Source organism: Marinomonas rhizomae (genome assembly GCF_003315485.1).
GTDB classification, from domain to species: Bacteria; Pseudomonadota; Gammaproteobacteria; order Pseudomonadales; family Marinomonadaceae; genus Marinomonas; species Marinomonas rhizomae.
This window is the reverse complement of sequence record NZ_QNSE01000006.1, coordinates 252,984-271,004: the sequence shown is the minus strand read 5'-3', so window position 1 is coordinate 271,004 and position 18,021 is coordinate 252,984. Positions and strand designations below refer to the sequence as shown.

21 protein-coding genes and 3 tRNA genes are annotated in these 18,021 nt (G+C 41.8%); 16 read left to right on the top strand and 8 right to left on the bottom strand.

Annotated elements, in window-relative coordinates; translation table 11 throughout:
- Positions 1-16: 16 nt before the first annotated feature.
- Together serS and cobA are read left to right on the top strand one after the other, a co-directional pair.
- Positions 17-1,318 (top strand): serine--tRNA ligase, encoded by a 1,302-nt coding sequence (gene serS, locus DFP80_RS09460; protein WP_113916555.1) that lies wholly within the window; start codon positions 17-19, stop codon positions 1,316-1,318.
- 48 nt (positions 1,319-1,366) lie between these two features.
- A complete protein-coding gene (cobA, locus tag DFP80_RS09455; protein ID WP_241560218.1) occupies positions 1,367-2,125 on the top strand; it encodes a uroporphyrinogen-III C-methyltransferase in 759 nt (252 codons plus the stop codon).
- Positions 2,126-2,202: 77 nt separating this feature from the next.
- On the opposite strand, the gene DFP80_RS09450 is transcribed toward cobA, so the two are convergent.
- From DFP80_RS09450 to hpf, 6 genes are all read right to left on the bottom strand, one after another.
- Positions 2,203-2,523 carry a TusE/DsrC/DsvC family sulfur relay protein gene (locus DFP80_RS09450; protein ID WP_113916553.1) on the bottom strand — a complete coding sequence of 107 codons (321 nt, stop codon included), beginning with the start codon at positions 2,521-2,523 and terminating at the stop codon, positions 2,203-2,205.
- A 5-nt stretch (positions 2,524-2,528) separates the two neighbouring features.
- Complete coding sequence (locus DFP80_RS09445; protein ID WP_113916552.1) at positions 2,529-2,816, bottom strand: DsrH/TusB family sulfur metabolism protein; 288 nt, start codon at positions 2,814-2,816, stop codon at positions 2,529-2,531.
- Positions 2,817-2,818: 2 nt separating this feature from the next.
- The gene (locus tag DFP80_RS09440; protein ID WP_113916551.1) at positions 2,819-3,166 is read right to left on the bottom strand and encodes a DsrE family protein; all 348 of its coding nucleotides are present in this window, start codon (positions 3,164-3,166) and stop codon (positions 2,819-2,821) included.
- A 4-nt stretch (positions 3,167-3,170) separates the two neighbouring features.
- Complete coding sequence (gene tusD, locus DFP80_RS09435; RefSeq protein WP_113916550.1) at positions 3,171-3,563, bottom strand: sulfurtransferase complex subunit TusD; 393 nt, start codon at positions 3,561-3,563, stop codon at positions 3,171-3,173.
- An 87-nt stretch (positions 3,564-3,650) separates the two neighbouring features.
- On the bottom strand, positions 3,651-4,304 hold the full coding sequence (locus tag DFP80_RS09430; protein ID WP_113916549.1) for a Bax inhibitor-1/YccA family protein: 654 nt from the start codon (positions 4,302-4,304) through the stop codon (positions 3,651-3,653).
- A 162-nt stretch (positions 4,305-4,466) separates the two neighbouring features.
- Complete coding sequence (hpf, locus tag DFP80_RS09425; protein WP_113916548.1) at positions 4,467-4,784, bottom strand: ribosome hibernation-promoting factor, HPF/YfiA family; 318 nt, start codon at positions 4,782-4,784, stop codon at positions 4,467-4,469.
- Positions 4,785-5,116: 332 nt separating this feature from the next.
- Here hpf and DFP80_RS09420 point away from each other — a divergent pair, with 332 nt between their 5' ends.
- From DFP80_RS09420 to DFP80_RS09380, 9 genes are all read left to right on the top strand, one after another.
- Positions 5,117-5,923 carry a DnaT-like ssDNA-binding domain-containing protein gene (locus DFP80_RS09420; protein WP_113916547.1) on the top strand — a complete coding sequence of 269 codons (807 nt, stop codon included), beginning with the start codon at positions 5,117-5,119 and terminating at the stop codon, positions 5,921-5,923.
- Positions 5,832-6,701, top strand: a complete 870-nt coding sequence (locus DFP80_RS09415) for a replication protein P (protein WP_241560217.1) — start codon at positions 5,832-5,834, stop codon at positions 6,699-6,701. Before DFP80_RS09420 ends, DFP80_RS09415 begins: the two co-directional genes overlap by 92 nt.
- A gap of 121 nt (positions 6,702-6,822) precedes the next feature.
- Positions 6,823-7,464 carry a response regulator gene (locus DFP80_RS09410; RefSeq protein WP_113916545.1) on the top strand — a complete coding sequence of 214 codons (642 nt, stop codon included), beginning with the start codon at positions 6,823-6,825 and terminating at the stop codon, positions 7,462-7,464.
- 18 nt (positions 7,465-7,482) lie between these two features.
- Entirely contained in the window at positions 7,483-9,306 is a 1,824-nt protein-coding gene (uvrC, locus tag DFP80_RS09405) for an excinuclease ABC subunit UvrC (protein WP_113916544.1), read from the top strand.
- Positions 9,307-9,351: 45 nt separating this feature from the next.
- Positions 9,352-9,912: a CDP-diacylglycerol--glycerol-3-phosphate 3-phosphatidyltransferase gene (gene pgsA, locus DFP80_RS09400; protein WP_113916543.1), complete on the top strand. Its 561-nt coding sequence runs from the start codon at positions 9,352-9,354 to the stop codon at positions 9,910-9,912.
- Positions 9,913-10,008: 96 nt separating this feature from the next.
- Positions 10,009-10,083 (top strand) — tRNA-Gly (locus tag DFP80_RS09395).
- 22 nt (positions 10,084-10,105) lie between these two features.
- Positions 10,106-10,179: transfer RNA gene (locus DFP80_RS09390), tRNA-Cys, on the top strand.
- 11 nt (positions 10,180-10,190) lie between these two features.
- Positions 10,191-10,276, top strand: a tRNA-Leu gene (locus DFP80_RS09385).
- A gap of 290 nt (positions 10,277-10,566) precedes the next feature.
- Positions 10,567-11,442, top strand: a complete 876-nt coding sequence (locus DFP80_RS09380) for a tyrosine-type recombinase/integrase (protein ID WP_113916542.1) — start codon at positions 10,567-10,569, stop codon at positions 11,440-11,442.
- Here the strand turns inward: DFP80_RS09380 and DFP80_RS09375 are convergent.
- Together DFP80_RS09375 and DFP80_RS09370 are read right to left on the bottom strand one after the other, a co-directional pair.
- Positions 11,422-12,996 carry an AAA family ATPase gene (locus DFP80_RS09375; protein WP_113916541.1) on the bottom strand — a complete coding sequence of 525 codons (1,575 nt, stop codon included), beginning with the start codon at positions 12,994-12,996 and terminating at the stop codon, positions 11,422-11,424. The genes DFP80_RS09380 and DFP80_RS09375 overlap by 21 nt on opposite strands.
- Before the next feature lie 133 nt (positions 12,997-13,129).
- Entirely contained in the window at positions 13,130-13,429 is a 300-nt protein-coding gene (locus DFP80_RS09370) for a hypothetical protein (protein WP_113916540.1), read from the bottom strand.
- Positions 13,430-13,788: 359 nt separating this feature from the next.
- Here DFP80_RS09370 and DFP80_RS09365 point away from each other — a divergent pair, with 359 nt between their 5' ends.
- The 5 genes from DFP80_RS09365 (at position 13,789) to DFP80_RS09340 (ending at position 17,315) form a co-directional block, all read left to right on the top strand.
- Positions 13,789-14,385, top strand: a complete 597-nt coding sequence (locus DFP80_RS09365) for a KilA-N domain-containing protein (protein ID WP_113916539.1) — start codon at positions 13,789-13,791, stop codon at positions 14,383-14,385.
- A 68-nt stretch (positions 14,386-14,453) separates the two neighbouring features.
- A complete protein-coding gene (locus DFP80_RS09360) occupies positions 14,454-14,732 on the top strand; it encodes a hypothetical protein (protein WP_113916538.1) in 279 nt (92 codons plus the stop codon).
- Between the two features lie 159 nt (positions 14,733-14,891).
- The gene (gene umuD, locus DFP80_RS09355) at positions 14,892-15,341 is read left to right on the top strand and encodes a translesion error-prone DNA polymerase V autoproteolytic subunit (protein WP_113916537.1); all 450 of its coding nucleotides are present in this window, start codon (positions 14,892-14,894) and stop codon (positions 15,339-15,341) included.
- 124 nt (positions 15,342-15,465) lie between these two features.
- Positions 15,466-16,179 (top strand): heme-binding beta-barrel domain-containing protein, encoded by a 714-nt coding sequence (locus DFP80_RS09350; protein WP_113916536.1) that lies wholly within the window; start codon positions 15,466-15,468, stop codon positions 16,177-16,179.
- A gap of 788 nt (positions 16,180-16,967) precedes the next feature.
- Positions 16,968-17,315, top strand: coding sequence for a hypothetical protein (locus tag DFP80_RS09340; protein ID WP_113916534.1), 348 nt, complete (start codon positions 16,968-16,970; stop codon positions 17,313-17,315).
- The last annotated feature ends 706 nt before the right edge of the window (positions 17,316-18,021 follow it).

Below are 18,021 nucleotides of genomic sequence, written 5' to 3'. Positions count from 1 at the left end.
GGATATTGTTGCCCAAATGTTAGACATTAAAGCATTACGCGCTGACCCGGAAGCCATTGCGGCTCAACTTAAAAAGAAAGGCTACGAGTTGGATGTGGCGACTTTTTCTTCTTTAGAAGAGCGTCGTAAAGCCATTCAAGTAGAAACGGAGCAGCTGCAACAGGCCCGAAATTCAGTGTCCAAAGAAATTGGTCAGGCGATGAAGTCTGGCGATAAAGACAAAGCAGCTGAACTAAAAGCACAAACAGCAACGCTAGGTGATGATCTTGAAGCCGCTAAAACACAGCTGACACAAGTTCAAGAAGAGTTGGAAGGGTTGCTAGAAGGTATTCCAAACCTCCCTCATTCCTCTGTTCCAGAAGGCAAGACTGAAGACGACAATGTCGAAGTTCGTCGTTGGGGAACGCCTAAGTCATTCGATTTTGAGCCAAAAGATCACGTTGATCTTGGCGAAGTGATGGAAATGCTAGATTTCGAAGCGGCAGTGAAAATTACTGGTTCTCGTTTTGCGGTTATGCATTCCGACTTAGCACGCCTACATCGTGCTTTAACTCAGTTTATGATCAACACACATGCTGATTTGCATGGTTACACTGAGGTGTACGTGCCTTACTTGGTAAACTCTCATTCCCTAAAAGGAACGGGTCAGCTACCTAAATTCGAAGCCGATTTGTTTAAAGTACCTGTGGACAAAGACAGCGGTAACAATGACTTATATTTGATCCCAACAGCAGAAGTGCCAGTGACTAATTTGGTGCGTGATGAAATTTTAAATGATGCAGATTTGCATAAGAAATTTGTTGCTCATACACCATGTTTCCGCAGCGAGGCGGGCAGCTATGGCCGTGATACTCGCGGTATGATTCGTCAGCATCAGTTTGAAAAAGTCGAGCTGGTTCATGTTTGTCGTCCAGATATTTCTGAACAAGTACTGGAGGAGTTGGTTGGCCATGCAGAAGTTATTCTGCAGAAACTAGAGCTTCCTTACCGTACTGTAATCTTGTGCGGTGGTGATCTCGGTTTCTCTGCACACAAAACTTACGACATTGAGGTGTGGTTGCCAGGCCAAGGTAAATACCGTGAGATTTCTTCTTGCTCTAATATGTGGGATTTCCAAGCGCGTCGTATGCAAGCGCGTTGGCGCAACCCAGAAACAGGTCGTCCAGAATTGGCACATACCTTGAATGGTTCTGGTTTGGCTGTAGGTCGTACGTTAGTTGCCGTACTTGAAAACTATCAAAATGCTGATGGTAGTGTGCGTGTTCCTGATGTGTTGGTGCCTTATATGGGCGGAAAGACCGTATTGAAAAAAGCGTAAGCTAAATTTTCTAATAAAAAAGCCTCAACGGAGGCTTTTTTTGTGTGAGTGGATAGTGAAATTATGACGGGCAAGGTCTATTTGATTGGTGCGGGTCCAGGTGATCCTGAATTGCTGACGTTAAAAGCATATCGTTTATTAAAAATGGCCGATGTGGTTTTGTACGATCGCTTGGTTGGTAAAGAAATTATTGAGCTAATTCCTGAATCAGCAGAAAAAATGTATGTCGGTAAAGCCAAGTCTTTACACAGCCTTCCGCAAGATGAGATTAATAGCTTGCTTGCGAGAAAAGCTAAAGAGGGCCACATGGTGGTGCGCTTAAAAGGCGGAGATCCTTTTATATTTGGGCGAGGTGGTGAAGAGCTTGAGGAGCTAATCGAGGAGGGTGTACCTTTTGAAGTGGTTCCAGGGGTTACTGCGGCAGCAGGTTGTGCCGCGTATGCTGGGATTCCGTTAACGCATCGTGATTACGCTCAGTCGGTTCGATTCTTAACTGGCCATTTGAAAGATGGTACGACGGAGTTGCCCTGGGAAGAGTTAGTTCATCCAGCGCAAACTCTAGTGATTTATATGGGGTTAACAGGCCTTAAAGATATTACACAGTCGTTGATTCGTTTTGGTATGAGTCCATCCATGCCAGTGGCCATTGTTGAAAAAGGCACAACCAGTGAGCAGCGTGTCTTTACTTCTACTGTCCAGGATGTGTATGACGTATCAGTGGTGAATGAGGCGAAATCCCCAGCATTATTGATTATTGGTGAAGTGGTGACTTTGCAGAAGAAATTAGAGTGGTATGGAAAGTACTAAATTGCTTAGCGGTTTGGCTTCCAAATAAAAGCGGAGCTTAATAGTTCCGCTTTTTTATATCGATCAAATCCTGATTGTTACAAGCAGTTTGCAGGTTTTGGAAGGCCAGCTATTTTTGCGCCTAACTTAGGCGGGCTGCCAGGAAAGAGTGTCATTAGATAAATACTGCGTCCTTTTTCTGCTCCAAGTTTTTTTGATACTGCTTTTACCAGTGGACGCATAGCGGGAGAGACTTCAAACTCTTTATAGAAATCGCGTAATAAATAAATGATTTCCCAATGGGCATCTGTTAACTCTACTTCAGCCTCTTGTGCCAGTTGATTGGCAAGCTCTGGAGTCCAATCTTGTAGGTTAAGCAAGTAACCTTCTTCATCTAAAACTACAGTATTGTCTGTCATGCTAATTACCAACTAATGTTTGTTTCTGCTGAAAAGGTTAAATCGACCCATTCTTCATCTGATAGAGGGATGCCCAGCTTTGGTGATAAACCATAAGCAGTTGCATCGCTTTGCAAATAATAAAACTCAACTTGCTTCTCTTTCATCAGGGTTTGCATCGCGTTAGCCTGATGAATGGTCCTTAGAAAGCCATCTTCAATTAGGAGTATTTGATCGCCAGTTTGTAGGCTGTTTTGCCATGTTGCTTCTAGTGTTGCTGGGTAATCGAGTTGATTTATTTGGTGAAGTTGCATAATTAAAACCGGAAAACTTGTTGGTATTGTGAAAACATTGTCTGCCATTCAGTGTCATCAAGTGACTGAGCACCTTGCCATGTAGGGTTGTCTTTAATCCATGTGTTGGTTTTTTCTATGTAGACGTTTTCAATATCATAAAACTCTAGCCCAGCTAACAGCTTATGCAGATTTTTACCTTGTTCAACGGTTGGTTGTTGATTGTCAGTTAAAAGTGCTAGAGCAGCGCCAGAGAGACACAAATCAACAGGCTGTTCAAAGGTGGCCAGAACCAAAGCAAGATCTAAGCCTTCTTTGCAAGCTAGGCTGGAATAAGGGCTAGCGTTTAGGTGAATTAATGTGTGTTTCATGCGGTTACCTAAACTGAATGACTTTGTTTGTAGTGTTCATTAGATCAACGAGTGTCCCTAAACCTTCAAGCTGAAAATGTCCTGCAAGCGTGTGTTGTTCTAACTCGTAACGACGGCTTTCACTTTCGTTAATAATGCCACGTCTTACCGCAGCAGCAATACACAAATATAAAGGAATGCTATGTTGCTCCGCTACTTCTTGCCAAGCTTTGGTGAGGTTGATTTCATCTCTTGGTGGCTGTGCTGTTTGGTTGCCAATAAGCACTGCATCCTCATAAAAAAATACACCCTTGATGCTGTTTGGGTATTTAGTCACAGCGGCGCGGATGAAGCGAAGTGCGGAGTGGCAAGCCTTACTTTGGTATGGTGACCCCGTAATGAGCAAAGTGTATTGCATGAAAATAACCTTGGTATGAGATGTTGCAAATTTTACACATAAAAAAGGCCGCAGTCAGCGGCCTTTTCGTATTGGTGTGACGTACGATTAATCGCGAGACATGCCAAGAAGAGATAATACACTTAGGAACATGTTGTATAGAGAAACATACAAATTCACTGTTGCCATGATGTAGTTTGTTTCACCACCGCGGACGATTTGGCTCGTTTGCAGCAATATAACCGCCGCAGAGAAAAGCGCAAAGCCAGCAGAAATGAAGATTTGTAGAGCTGGCATTTTTACAAATATGCCGGCAATTACTGCGAACAAAAGTACAAAGAAACCGACAGTGATGAATCCATTAAGGAAACTAAAGTCTTTCTTTGAAACCAAAGCATAAGCAGACAAACCTAGGAACGAAAGGCCTGTGATACCCAAAGCGCTCATGATCATGCTAGCGCCGTTAGCCATATTCATGTAAGCACTTAGGATTGGTCCAAGAGTAAGACCCATAAAGCCAGTTAGTGCAAATACGCAAAGAATACCAGCCGAGCTGTTTTTAAATTTGTGTGTTAGAAAAAGCAAACCATAAAAGCCTACTAGGGTAATAATCAGGCCAGGATGGGGTAAGTTAAAAGCCATGCTCATGCCCGCAGTGAAGGCGCTGAACAAGAGGGTAAGCGACAACAGCCCGTAAGTATTGCGGAGCGTTTTGTTTGCCGCTTGTGACGAATGTGTCGAAAGGGCTTCTGTGTAACGCATGAGATTACTCCTTTAAGGTTTAAGACTATTAATAGACTTAATATGCGGCTGAAAGTTCCAAAGTTCAAGCATGATTGTTTGTCTAGGCGATAAATATACAGAAACACCGCAAAATCGCGGTGTTTCCTTGGCAAATAATGAGGGGGGAGCTATTTATAATGCTTAGTGAGTCGTCACGGGTTTGTGATTGGCGCAGTATTGTTTGGTTTTGTATTTGTCTACTTGTTTGACCAGTTTATCAACCATGTCGTCTATTGCGTGAAATAACCTGTCTTCAGAGGAGGCGGCGGCAAAGATCTCTTTGCCTGGAATATGTATGGTTGCTTCTGCTTTTTGGCTTTTGTTGTCCTTTAGCAAGGTGACATTGACGGACGTTATTTGGTCTGTCAACTTGGACACTTTGTTGAGTTTTTCATGGATATGATTCTTGATGGCTGGAGTTACATCGATATGGTGACCAGAAATTTTGGTAGTGTGCATACTACTTTTCTCCTGAATGATGTTCGTGGAACCGACAATACAGAACTCTCTTTTCATTATTGCAGAGCATAGAAAAAAGTTGAATGAAAAAAACATTGCCGTAACTTGAGAATAGGAGTGATTTTGAATGCTGTCAAAATTACTTAACGGCTGTTTTGGTAGCTAATAAAACTCATCTATTGTTAAAGTCTAATATTCAGTGAAAATAGCGGGTGTCTTCTATACATAGAAGGCAAGGTTCGTTTAAGGTTCTCGTGCTAATGAGGACGGCTTTTGATAGACTGTTATGCTAACTATTGTGTTAGGTATGTAAAAAGCGCGAAGCGAGATTTATGTTGGATAACGACTATTCATTACCGATATCATTTTCAATGGCAGCCCAGATTGGGTTAGAAGAAACTGTATTATTGACCTTTTTGAAGCAACAAGCTTACCTTGTTGGTTCCAGTGCTTTACGGGTTGAAATGAGTCGACTTAGTGTTCAGCTACCATTTTGGACTGTACCTATGTTGATGAGATTACTGGCGAACTTACAAATTAGTCAGCTACTGAGTTTTCAGCGCCAAGAAGAGGTTCTTGAAATCCACTTAGCGTCATCTCAAAAAGCGGCACAAACTATTAAACCAGCCGCCGAAGCGTCTTCTAAAGACGATTCCTTAATGAGCAAAATGGATCGGTTGCACAAAGCATCCCGGGAGAAAACTGAAGAGTTCACTCCGCAGCCTAAAAGTTACCCTGCAAAGCAACCTGTTAGGCAATACGAAGCACCATCTCCACCAGTGGTGAATGATCGTCGTGGAGTCACAGATTTTGACTTGTATTTGGAGCAAAAAGAACGAGCTCGACAACCTGATCAATGGCAACCTGAAGAAGCGACGTTAGAACAAATTGGTCAAGCGGGTATCGCCCGTGAATTTGCCTTGTCTTTGCAAACTGAGTTTTTACTTAGAATCAAAGAGCAGCGGAAAAACGTTAGAACTTGGAACAGCGAATTTTTTAAATACGTAAAACGTCAGTGGCAATACAAACAATCGGATAGGTCTTCATATGAAGGAACCTCAGGCAGTACAAAATTTAATAAAACCTCTAGAGAGCAGGTTAGCGACGCCCTCACCAACATCCACGACACAGACTGGTGAGTATGGTTCTGGCAACCCTGGGTATAAAAATTCTGAGTACAATAATTCAGGATATGCTAATGGCGGTAATGCCAGCCGTGAATCGGGCCCAACAGAGGCCGAGCAGCAAACACGTATCTTGGTTAATATGCTGTTTGCGCGTTTTAAAGCTATTTATACCCATAAGTTTGCCTCGGCTTACAGTACAACGGATGACGTAAAGTTAGCGAAGCGCGAATGGGCGATTGCACTGAAAGGTTTTCAAGAGCCATTATTAGCTTACGCCGTAGAACGTACGAAAGAAGAGCACACATGGCCACCAACCATCGCCGACTTTTTAAAGCTGATTAATACCGCATATAAAGCTTATGGTTTACCAGATCCACGTGCAGCATATCTTGAAGCTTGTGCATGTCGAACGGATCCCTTGCAATATAAATGGAGTCATAATGCGGTGTTTTTTGCTGGGTCTCAGGCGGGCTGGTACAAACTAAAGTCTGAAGAAGAACGTGTTTCCTGGCCTTTGTTTGAGCAAAGTTATTTGAAAATTGTAGATCGAGTAATTGCCGGCGAACGTTTAGTGATTCCAAAAGTCATTATGATTGAAGACAAGCAAACGCTCAGTGTGAAAGATTTAGCGAGTAAAATTGCCAAAGATATATCGGTTGATGAAGAACAGGTCGCGCCCTTACTTTATTACACCCAAAAAACACCTGGGTCTGGCGTGCGCGCTCGTTATCGCGAAATTAGTCAAAAAAAGCTTTTAGAAATGGGGTATAAAGAAAAGCTGCCAGAATAACGGTGCGTTTTTTCTATTTGTTGTATAACATAATTTTTTATTAGCAGGATGCTATAGGCGGTTTCATGCAAGGTAAGGCAGAAATCGACACGAGGCGTAGGAAAGTTTTGGTGAGGTTGTTATGTTAAAAGTATTGATTGTTGACGACCATGATGTGGTTAGCCAAGGTATTAGTCGTGTATTACAGGATGTAAAAGGGGTTGAGGTAGTTGATGTTGTGCACAGCGGCGAAGAAGCTATTATTCAGTCTAAGATATTATTACCTGATATTATTTTAATGGATGTGCATATGCCAGGAATTGGCGGTTTAGGCGCTACGAAAGAAATAAAACGCATTTTGCCGAAAACCAAGATCATTGCTTTATCGGCGCTGGATGACAATTTGTACCCAGTGAAATTATTAGAAGCCGGTGCGTCTGGTTATCTTACTAAAGGCACTAATACGTCTGAGTTATTAGAGGCGATTCAAATGGTGTCTAAAGGTGAGCATTATATTTCTAAAAGCATTGCTCAGAAAATGGCGTTATCTAAGTTTTCTATCGATGGGCAAGGTTCGCCATTGGGGCAATTATCAGACCGAGAATTGCAGGTGGCTCAGATGATCGTAGATTGCAAAAAATCCAACGAAATTGCAGAGTACCTATGTGTTAGTCCTAAAACCGTGAGTACTTATCGTACTCGTATTTTTTCAAAGCTGAACATTGAAAGTGATGTCGAGCTGATTCACTTAGCGGTACGTTACAATGTGCTTGGTATGGGCTAGGCGAAAAACGAGGTTTGTTTGAGCCATTCAGAATTTGATCCGAAGCATTTTGTTAGCAACTTAACCACGCGTCCGGGCGTTTATCGCATGTACGATGTAAAAGGTGAGTTGCTTTATGTCGGAAAAGCCAAAAATCTAAAAAACCGAGTTGCGAGTTATTTTCGTGTGACAGGGCTAACGACCAAAACCATGGCCTTGGTTAGTCGTATTCACACCATCGAAATTGCTGTTACCAAAAGCGAAACAGAAGCCTTGCTTCTTGAACAAACGCTTATTAAACAGCATCGTCCGCCATATAATATTTTGTTGCGAGACGATAAATCTTATCCTTATATTTTGCTATCGAATCACCATCATCCAGCTTTGCTGTTTCGTCGTGGTGATAAAACCGATAAAGGCACCTTGTTTGGCCCTTTTCCAAGTGGCAGTGCGGTAAAAGAAAGTTTGAATACCATGCAGAAGGTCTTCAAAGTGCGCCAGTGTGAAGACAACACGTACTCGAATCGCTCTCGGCCTTGTTTGCAATATCAAATTAAGCGTTGCTCTGGGCCTTGTGTGAACTTAATCAGCGATGAAGAATATGAGCTAGATGTTCGTCACGCGCGCATGTTTTTACAAGGCAAAGACCAAGAACTTACAACGGAAATCACCACACAAATGAGCGCCGCCGCCGCAGACATGGAATTCGAGCGCGCTGCCGAATTGCGCGATCAAATCATTCAGCTCAAACACATCCAAGAACAACAGCATGTTTATGGACAAACCGGTGAAGCAGATGTCATTGCCTCCATTATTCAGCCCGGCGGATTGTGTGTTCATGTGATGATGATACGTAAAGGTAAAGTGGTTGGTAGTAAAAGTCATTACCCCAAAATGCCCATTGAAATAACAGAAGGTGAATTATTATCGTCTTTTATTGCTCAATTTTACCTTGGTGGTATTCAAGAGTTACCTAAGACGCTTATCATTAGTCACGAATTAGAAGATGGTGATGCGTTGGTGGAAGGTATTTTTGAAACCACGCAGAAAAAAATCGAAGTACTAAGCAATGTAAGGGGTCAGCGCGCTCGTTGGCTTGATTTGGCAAAACTTAATGCAGAGCAGGGCTTACAGGCGCGATTATCAGACAAACGTAATCACTTTAGCCGTATAACCGCCTTGCAAAAATTGTTAGGCTTCTCTGATCCTCCAAAGCACATGGAGTGTTTCGATATCAGTCACTCAAGTGGTGAAGCAACCGTCGCGTCTTGTGTGGTGTTTGGGCCTGATGGGCCAGATAAAAAACGCTATCGCTCCTTTAACATCGAAGGTGTTGAGCCGGGCGATGATTACGGTGCCATGAAGCAAGCACTGACACGCCGCTATAAACGCGTTAAAAGTGGTGAGCTAGAAGCGCCAGATGTATTACTTATTGACGGTGGTAAAGGTCAGTTAACCCAGGCTGAAGCTGTGTTGAAAGAATTAGGCTTGGTGAATATTTTCTTATTAGGGGTCGCCAAAGGCGATACCCGTAAGCCGGGTCTTGAAACCCTTTACATCGGCTCCAAAGAAGATGAAGTAGTATTGCCGCCAGATTCGGCTGCCTTACACTTGATTCAACATATTCGTGATGAAGCACATAGATTTGCGGTTAAGAGTCATCGCCGTAGACGAGACAAGAAGCGCAGACACTCGGTATTGGAAGATATTCCAGGTATCGGACCAAATCGACGCAAAGAGCTGCTGACAGCCTTTGGTGGGTACCAAGAGTTACTCTCAGCCAGTCAGGAAGATATTTCAAAGGTCAAAGGGATTAGCGCTAAAAAAGCAGAAGAAATTTATCTCTACCTTCATAAAAGTTAAGTTTGGCTGAATGTAGATACATTCAGCGTAATAATTAGGAATAAGATGAACATACCAAATATACTCACTTCCGTACGGATCTTCATGATTCCAATTCTTGTGGTGATTTATTACTTGCCGTGGGAAGGGCGTTATTACACCTGCGCGATTATTTTTGCTTTAGCGGCCATTACCGATTGGCTAGATGGTTACTTAGCAAGAAAGCTTGACCAAACGACGCCCTTTGGTGCTTTTTTTGATCCAGTGGCCGATAAGCTCATGGTATCGATTGCCTTGGTCTTATTAGTGGCCAGCTACTCTAATCCATTGCTAACGCTAGCCAGTGCAGTCATCGTCGGTCGCGAGATCGTTATTTCGGCATTGCGCGAGTGGATGGCGGAAATGGGTAAGCGCGCCAGTGTGGCGGTTTCTTATATTGGCAAACTGAAAACCACCATGCAGATGTTGGCGATTTTTATCTTGCTAGGAAGTCGACCAGATACCCTGGTTGCTCATCTAGGAGAGGTGGTGCTTATTGCTGCGGCCTTACTAACTCTTTGGTCTATGTATATTTATTTAAAAGCGGCTTGGCCTGAGCTAATGTCCAAAGAGTCGAACAAAAACTAAACAGATTTAAAAAAAGTGCCTAAGTTAGTTATTTATTTGGATTTTTCCCTTGACGTGAAAGCTCAAATACATAGAATAGGCACCGTCTTTTGAGACGCGGGAATAGCTCAGTGGTAGAGCACAACCTTGCCAAGGTTGGGGTCGCGAGTTCGAGCCTCGTTTCCCGCTCCAATCAAAAGATAATCTGATAGAAGGCCGGATGGCAGAGTGGTCATGCAGCGGACTGCAACTCCGTGAACGCCGGTTCGATTCCGACTCCGGCCTCCAAAATCAGATATGCCCGGGTGGTGAAATTGGTAGACACACAAGACTTAAAATCTTGCGCTGAATAAGCGTACCGGTTCGATTCCGGTCCCGGGCACCATTTATGGTGCCTTTTTTTATGCCTGAAATTTATCAGAGCACCTAATCCTCTTCTGAAATGCCTTCCTGGTTCAAACTCTTTTATTGCTTGTCTTCCCATATTTTCTTAGCGTTACTTCAAATTGAATTTAAAGTCTTTTCTGTCTCTCTACAAGAAAGCAAGCTTAAAGACTATGACTAAACGCTAATTTTGATCTGACCCGATTTGTTCCCGCCATACGATCCCACGCCCTCGCCAATAGAGAGGCGTCATTAACCGTTGCCACTTATCACACCGCTGGCGAAGTGCTCATGTGGTTTATGCAGCACATCGACGCCGACAAAACCTACTCAGAAGCCTACGTCTCCACCGCGTCCAGCTACATAGGCAACCATCTACTCAGCCAGTTCGCCCAGGTGCCACTCAAAGACATAGACAAGCCCTTACTGTACAAGCTGCTCTACATTCGCATGCAAGAGGAATACGCCTTGTCTACTATCAAAGGCGTACTGAGTGTGCTCAAAACCGCCTTCACCCGCGCCAAAGAACTGGGGCTAATCGCCAGCAACCCACTGGAAAAAATCACCCTACGAAGCTTCACCACCACCCAACCCGAAGCCCGACCGGGCAACCTCAAGCCTCATGATTTGCCCGTACTCGTCGCGGCCATCCACCAACAAGCCAAGGCAAAGCGCGTCTTCTTCATGACGCAGCTACTCCACGGCACCCGCATAGGGGAAACCGCCTTAGCCGAATGGCGGCACTTTTTTTCCAACGCGTTGGAGTGGTGCCTACCGCCAGAGAACACCAAAAACGGCAAAGAGCACCGCTTGCCCATCACCCAACACGCCATGGACCTAATCAACAGCCTGCCCAGAAAAGGCCGCTACATATTCAGCGTGAAAGGCGACAAACCCATATCGAAACGCACCGTAGAGCGCTGGTACCAAGCCCTAAGCGACGACATCGGCATCAAGTTTACAAGTCACGACATGCGCAAACTCGCCCGCGACTGCTGGCAAGACAAGAAGAGCAGGGATCGACTGGGCTTTCTTATAATGGAAAGAGGAGAAATGCTACTCAACCACGAACGGGACGGACTGGACAAACGCTACATGCACAAATATTCCAGAGAACAGATGCGCAAAGCGTTGGGGGAGTGGGAGTTATGCATTGATTGCTCCTAGCAGCATATTTTTTAACATCTCTTTTTGAGCATCATCAGCATTTGCTTCGAATATATTAAATATGTCATGAAGTGATGAATCATCTAGCGCTTCTGGTTCTCTTCCATAATTTGCGCTTCTTTGGTTTAGCTTACATATTCCAATTGTAAAATGACCTTTAGGAGTTAGGTCTCTGTAGAATAAACCTTCTTTAATGAGATGCTCTTCATATATATCGAAATGAGGGTGTACGATTTTAAAGGTGTTTTGTGAAGTAGGATATCTTTGTGGATTATGGTTATTGCACACAATAAAGTCATTTTTAGTGACCGAGTTTCTTGATTTGTATTCATTGCAATCGCCACAAGATACACATAAATTTTTAGGTTCAAACATAAATATAATATGTTCGCTTTTAGGTATTATATGTTCAATTTGGGCGTTGCCTGCAGATCTAGTTGCTATTCTTTCTTTACAATACGGACATGTACCATTTTGAATGTCTCTATAATATGCTCTAACTTTACTTCGAAGAGGGATAAGTTCATCAATTCCCCATGAGTTTGAATCAAAAGCTTCTCTATCTTTTATTTCAGAAATTAATGATATGTCGTCTTCATCAAAAGTGATTGGGGTGTTAATAAGAGGCATTTTAAATACCTCTTCTACAGTTTCTATTAGTGCTATAATTGGATCATTTGCATTTATTTGCTTTTTGGATTTTTCTAGACTATCTAAATTATCATAGTCGTTTTTTGTTATTTCTTTTTTGTTTCTTAGCTTAAATATTAAGTTGAAACATAATCTTGATAGGTATTCATTCATTTGTCCCGGAGAGCCGAATATTTCAGCCAATTGGAAATCAGCTGATTTTCCCGAAAAGAAAGATGCTGGATATAGTTTTCTAGAGGCTAAGTCTGTTACAAAACAGTTCTCTCCTTTCATACCCGAGACAATTTGAGGTGAGTGTGTAGCAATGAAAAATTGACAACCGCTATATATAGAAAAAGCCTTTATAAGCATAGGCATAAAATCTTCTTGCCATTTTGGATGCAGACTTATTTCAGGCTCATCTATAAAAATTAGTGAGTTGTTTTTTATGTTCCCAGCAATGCCAAGCATAATAACCATCATACATTGCTCGCCAGAGCTGGCTCTACGTATAGAGATCTCTCCATGATTTTTTTTATTTAACCTCACATCAACAATTCTTATAAAATCATATTCTAGAAGTAATGTTATATCCTTAATAAAGTCATTATTTTTTTCTTTTAGCAAATCTAAGTGAAATATTCCTGATGTTCTAATTGGATCTTCTACTCTCATTAAAGCTGATAATAACACGGATAAATTTGACACGTTGATTTTTAAAATATTTTCAATTTTATCATAGTCTATAGTAGTGCGAATGTCGCTGTTATCGTTTATAAGTTTAGATAACTTATTACTATATTCTTCATAAGGTAGGTTTTTTGACTTTAATAAGCAAAGCTTTATTAGGAATGACGTGTATTTTGGCTTAAATGCTATTTTTAAACTACTATAAAATCCGAGGTTGTCTAATATTTGTGGCATTTCGATTAAAGATGTTTTTTTGTCTGTTAATATTTTTTTATTAATTCCTTTGCGGCCAATTCAATTATTTTCAAAGAGCTAGCGTTTTTCATTCCAATATAAGAGTAGTTTGATAGGCGCTCTCTTATAGGTTCTATATTTTTTTCGTCGGTGTTGTTCTGTTTTGAGGTGAAAACTTATCAAAAGGACTTGTTGAAATAGCTATAATTTCTCTGTCAAAAGTATGTTTTTCGAATATATTGATGGTGTGATCGTATATATTGTTTAGGGCTTCCTCTTTAAAGTAATTCGCCATTCTTGATATAAACCTACTTTTACCAACTCCATTTTTTCCAACTATGACAGTATAGGTGTTTTTAGATGGATCGACTCTAGATAAGTCAATTAGAGGAACCATTTCTGAGTCGTGAGAGAAAGCGTCAATTAATTTCATGATTTTCCATATCTATAATGTTTGTATGATTGCTTACAATGTATCCTATATGGGTTGGTAGCTTCAATTTTTATTGTCCGCGAGGCTACTGTTGACCTCCTTCGCATCCTGATCTACCATTAACTTGCACTGGCAAAATCCAGTGTCGGGATTGCAACCCCGTTTGATCCGCAGCGGCCTAAAACACGCACCGCGTGTTTTTTTGTGGCCGGAGTCCGCCTGTTATGGTGGGTCTTTGTTTGGGCTAACTTCGGTTAGGCCGTTCCTGCGGACGGTTGTTGCAACCTGAATTTAGATCCACCACCTTATTGGGATTGCAACCTCACGAGGTGGTCAATTAGACTCGCAGGAGGCCAACGATGGCTCATCTAATTATTTCTTCAAAAGACATCCGCACACTCGACGGACTGTATTCTCTTAATGATCTTCACGTCGTATCTGGCGCTACCAGAAAGCATCAGCCAGCCAATTTTTTACGGCTAGAAACTACCCAAGAATTAATTGCTGAAATTGACAGATCCTCAGATCTGAGGAACGGAATTGAGCGATGTGCAGATATGCATAACGCTGTTAAATCAAAACGCGGTGGAGCTGATAAAGGCACTTGGGTTTGCAAAGAATTGGTGTACGCTTACGCCATGTGGATCAGCCCCAAGTTCAATCTAGAAGTCATCCGCGCCTTCGACCAAGCCCAACAGCCAGAACCCGAACCGGTGCAACAAACTTTACCCGCCCCCATCCAAGACGACGAAAAACTCAAACTCATTAACGACATTGCCAAATCCTTAGGCATCACCGAAAGCATCGCCGTCGTCCCCGCCATCGACATCATGAACATGATCCAAACCATCCGAAACTACCAACAACTCGCCAGAATCCAAACCAACCCCGCATGGGTCGACCAAACCATCGAACGTGTTAAAAACGCCACAGGCCGACACTTCGGAGAAGGTTAGATTATTGGGTGTTTGTTTAGGCTCTACACTACAGTTGTAGAACCTAAATAAATTAATAAGGACTTTAAATGAAAATTGATATTTGCGTTGAATCAACTGATGATAAAACTCTTACATGGGATAGCAATTTGAAGGATGTCCCAAGGGTGGGCGATGTCATCAGTGTGAGAAGCACAGATACAGACCCAAACGGTTTAGATAATTATGAAGTCACTCGTATTGAGTGGGGGATGCAGCGAAAAGGGTCGGGGGAAGACCTTTCTCTTGATCAGGTTTGGGTTTATTGCAAAGAGATACCTTTAAAGGATGGTGAGCCTGTAACAAGTATTAAGTTTAGTGGATTCTAGAGGGTTGTGGAGTAAGGTGAAAAGGTTCACTTTACTCTTTTCTGATCTCGCCTCATTTCTGGTCGTAAAATCGGAAATCCTTCCTCTTACAAAAATTCACTTGGTCTTTCGTCTCGTCTGAAACTATACTGTATAAATATACAGTTTTTTAGGTGGTCTATGCGTGTTTCTTATCTTGGTGTGTCTGAGTCGGCGGCGTTTATTGCGGCAAACAGTGTGCGAATCCCGCTGTATGTGGATTCTGTGTCAGCGGGTTTTCCTTCGCCAGCTCAAGATTTTGTTGAGAAGTCATTAGACTTAAATGAGTTTTGTGTTCCTCACCCAACCGCGACATTTTACGTGCGGGCTCAGGGGGATTCTATGGTGGATGCGGGCATTTATACGGGTGATGTTTTGGTGGTGGATCGTTCAATAACGGCTCGTCATGGCGACATTGTGATTGCCTGTATTCATGGGGAAATGACGGTCAAGACGTTGGAGTTAGAGCCAAACGTTTTACTGCGTCCAAAGAACAAGGCGTATAAAGCGATTCCTATTACAGAGGAGTCGGAGCTGGAAATCTTCGGTGTGGTAACCGGCGTGGTGCGCAATGTGGAGCGTGGTGTTTAGCAAAAGTAATGATAAAAGTAACTTATTTAGCTTTTATATATTTTGTGTGTTTTTTGTACATTCTCCTGCTATGTTTAAATCTCCCTGACACGGGAATAAATCAATTGAATTACAGGAGTTGTTTATGAATGATTTATCAAACCTAGGGCCTTTAGCTGATTTAGTTGGAGTATGGTATGGAAATGAAGGAAAAGATGTATTTCCAACACCGCCTAATTCTGGACCAGAAATCAAAAGCAGCTATGTTGAAACGATGACTTTTTCTCCAATAGCACCAGTACAAAATGGTCCTCAGACTCTTTATGGTGTTCGCTATTTGACAGAGTTGATCGGTGATGCATTTATTCAGCAGCAGCATCAAGAAACGGGGTACTTATTATGGAACCCTGAAAATAAAGAACTTATCAAAACGTTTGCAATTCCTCGTGGAGAAGTGCTGATGGCGAGTGGTGGTCTTTATTTCCCCCTTGAGCCAGGTCCGGTTATTCCTCCTACTTTCCTTGAGACTGAGGCTGGGAAAATGGTTAATACTAGCTATCAGGCAACGAGTAATAATACGACTAATTTTATTATGTATCTTTCTGCATCTGCGGGCAGCAAAAACTATGGGATCCTTAATACGCCCTATCTTGATCAATATTTTGACATCAATTCATTTGCTCAGATTATTGAAATTAATACAATTGAGCAGCAGCAACCTAATGTATATGACCCCTCAAAGACTATAATTGTTAAAAGGAAGCAGCTTTGTTATTTTGAAGCATCAGGTCTGAAATATGGTTCAAATTTACCAGAAGAGTTTCATACAGACAGTAATACTTTATGGAAGCAGGTGTAATAAAAATATGAGTGTTTTAAGAAGCCACCTTCGGGTGTTTTTTACTATTGGCAGTGGAAAGAGGGATGGAAGTGGAGATTCTTTTTTTTATAGTCGTTGTGATTTTGATTGTTTCTTTTATGGGCAATTCTAATAAGTCAAAAGGTTCCAATCAGTCTAGTGGAAGTAAGAAAAAAACACCTTGTTCTAATTGTGGTAAGACAGGGAAGGTAGAGGAAGTTTATAGGGAGCCTACAAATCATTTGCGTGGTGCAAATATGGTTGAAAAACGGCGTAGAGTTACATGTCCAAGTTGTCTTGGAAAAGGGTATCATTGAAGTATTAGTAACATCTAAACCACCTTCGGGTGGTTTTTTGTGTTTGTTAGGCTTGGTTGGCTGGTCATCCTAGCGTTGGGGGAGTTTGCCGTATTGGTTTTGGGTACGATATATTGCGGTTAGTTATATAAGGAAAATGAATACCCAAAAATTGCTATCTACCTATTACTTTAAAAGATAAAATTAATGCAGAAAATATTTAGCAATAATACGGAGATAAGTTGTGGAAAGCTATATTGATTTTGGCGGTGAAGTTTGTGAAGTGCACCATATTACAGGTGAAGTAATAGAGTGTTCTCGCTTTCAGGAAGCAAGAACAAATGGCTCTGTATCTGGTGGTTCAGTCCAAATTAATGGGCGTTATGTAGATGTAACCCCCCCGTCAATACGTTAAACACTAAAATTGTTTTTACCTATGTAGAAAGCCAAAAGGAAGATCTTTATTTAACTAGTATCACAAATAAAAGTACGATGAAGATCGTTAAGTTTTATCCTGACAATTCAATTAAAGCATCAGTAAGAACAATCTATCTAGATGAAAATAAAAAAGAAGTAAGGTCTGGTAAGCGACGCTTTTGGTGTTGGTTATTGTTTTTTGAAGTGATTGTTTTTCTAATTGCGATGGATGAAGCGTTTTTTGGGCTTGTTGGATTAGGGTTTACATGCTATTTCTTATATCAGTATGACTTATATAGACGAGTTGTATATGCTCCTTTTAATGCTGCGCATGCTAAATATGTAGAACATTTTAAAAATACTTATCCAGATATTGTATTTAATTATATTAGAAAGTCTAAGATTGAAGCTGATAATTCATAGGTTGGATAATGAGTGGAAATGTTCTTAACTCTCTCACATCTAGTCGTAAAATCGAAAGTTACTAACCCGAATGCCTGATCTATTTTAGTCATTCGGAAAGTTAGTATTGTATGAGAAACCACTTTCGGGTGGTTTTTTTGTGCCTAAACAAAACATATTCATCAAAAAACACCTGTGATTTGCCGCCAACATGCCGCCATTGAGTTGTTAACGCGCTTTTCTCTAGCCCAATAAGCACAAGGCTCTATGTGCAAAATGTCGCTTTCATAAGTAGAGAACGACATTCTGTTTTTGCGCGCGCAAGGCTTGCAAGCCTATGAGTTAGGCGTTAAATTATCCCCACGCTGTTAGTTTTATGTCTGACGGCAACACAACTTATCAAGCCTCGCCAAGTGCGGGGCTTTTTCGTTTCTGGACTGGACGCACCTTATGAAATTCCTACCGGATGAGCTTCTACAAACAGCGGCATTCGTAATGCTCGGTATGCTGGGTGGGGCTGTGAAATACCTTTTTGACTTTCAGCAAAATTCTTCCAAGTCATCAATACCACAATCACTCACCAGCACTTGACTAAGTTCTGGCCTGCTAATCTCACCAAAAACGGTCTAACACATGGGTCATCTATAAGCGAGGAAACTTCGAACGATTTCGCCTTGTGCATATGAGTGTCATACATGTTTTTAAGTCATGCTGGCTTCGCTGTTGA

Excerpts from the sequence above, each read along its gene's own strand:
- serS (WP_113916555.1), top strand. The coding sequence starts at position 17 with ATGTTAGACATTAAAGCATTACGCGCTGACCCGGAAGCCATTGCGGCT.
- DFP80_RS09450 (WP_113916553.1), bottom strand. The coding sequence starts at position 2,523 with ATGACAGACAATACTGTAGTTTTAGATGAAGAAGGTTACTTGCTTAAC.
- DFP80_RS09445 (WP_113916552.1), bottom strand. The coding sequence starts at position 2,816 with ATGCAACTTCACCAAATAAATCAACTCGATTACCCAGCAACACTAGAA.
- DFP80_RS09440 (WP_113916551.1), bottom strand. The coding sequence starts at position 3,166 with ATGAAACACACATTAATTCACCTAAACGCTAGCCCTTATTCCAGCCTA.
- tusD (WP_113916550.1), bottom strand. The coding sequence starts at position 3,563 with ATGCAATACACTTTGCTCATTACGGGGTCACCATACCAAAGTAAGGCT.
- DFP80_RS09430 (WP_113916549.1), bottom strand. The coding sequence starts at position 4,304 with ATGCGTTACACAGAAGCCCTTTCGACACATTCGTCACAAGCGGCAAAC.
- hpf (WP_113916548.1), bottom strand. The coding sequence starts at position 4,784 with ATGCACACTACCAAAATTTCTGGTCACCATATCGATGTAACTCCAGCC.
- DFP80_RS09420 (WP_113916547.1), top strand. The coding sequence starts at position 5,117 with ATGTTGGATAACGACTATTCATTACCGATATCATTTTCAATGGCAGCC.
- DFP80_RS09415 (WP_241560217.1), top strand. The coding sequence starts at position 5,832 with ATGAAGGAACCTCAGGCAGTACAAAATTTAATAAAACCTCTAGAGAGC.
- DFP80_RS09410 (WP_113916545.1), top strand. The coding sequence starts at position 6,823 with ATGTTAAAAGTATTGATTGTTGACGACCATGATGTGGTTAGCCAAGGT.
- pgsA (WP_113916543.1), top strand. The coding sequence starts at position 9,352 with ATGAACATACCAAATATACTCACTTCCGTACGGATCTTCATGATTCCA.
- DFP80_RS09380 (WP_113916542.1), top strand. The coding sequence starts at position 10,567 with ATGTGGTTTATGCAGCACATCGACGCCGACAAAACCTACTCAGAAGCC.
- DFP80_RS09375 (WP_113916541.1), bottom strand. The coding sequence starts at position 12,996 with ATGCCACAAATATTAGACAACCTCGGATTTTATAGTAGTTTAAAAATA.
- DFP80_RS09370 (WP_113916540.1), bottom strand. The coding sequence starts at position 13,429 with ATGAAATTAATTGACGCTTTCTCTCACGACTCAGAAATGGTTCCTCTA.
- DFP80_RS09365 (WP_113916539.1), top strand. The coding sequence starts at position 13,789 with ATGGCTCATCTAATTATTTCTTCAAAAGACATCCGCACACTCGACGGA.
- DFP80_RS09360 (WP_113916538.1), top strand. The coding sequence starts at position 14,454 with ATGAAAATTGATATTTGCGTTGAATCAACTGATGATAAAACTCTTACA.
- umuD (WP_113916537.1), top strand. The coding sequence starts at position 14,892 with ATGCGTGTTTCTTATCTTGGTGTGTCTGAGTCGGCGGCGTTTATTGCG.
- DFP80_RS09350 (WP_113916536.1), top strand. The coding sequence starts at position 15,466 with ATGAATGATTTATCAAACCTAGGGCCTTTAGCTGATTTAGTTGGAGTA.
- DFP80_RS09340 (WP_113916534.1), top strand. The coding sequence starts at position 16,968 with ATGAAGATCGTTAAGTTTTATCCTGACAATTCAATTAAAGCATCAGTA.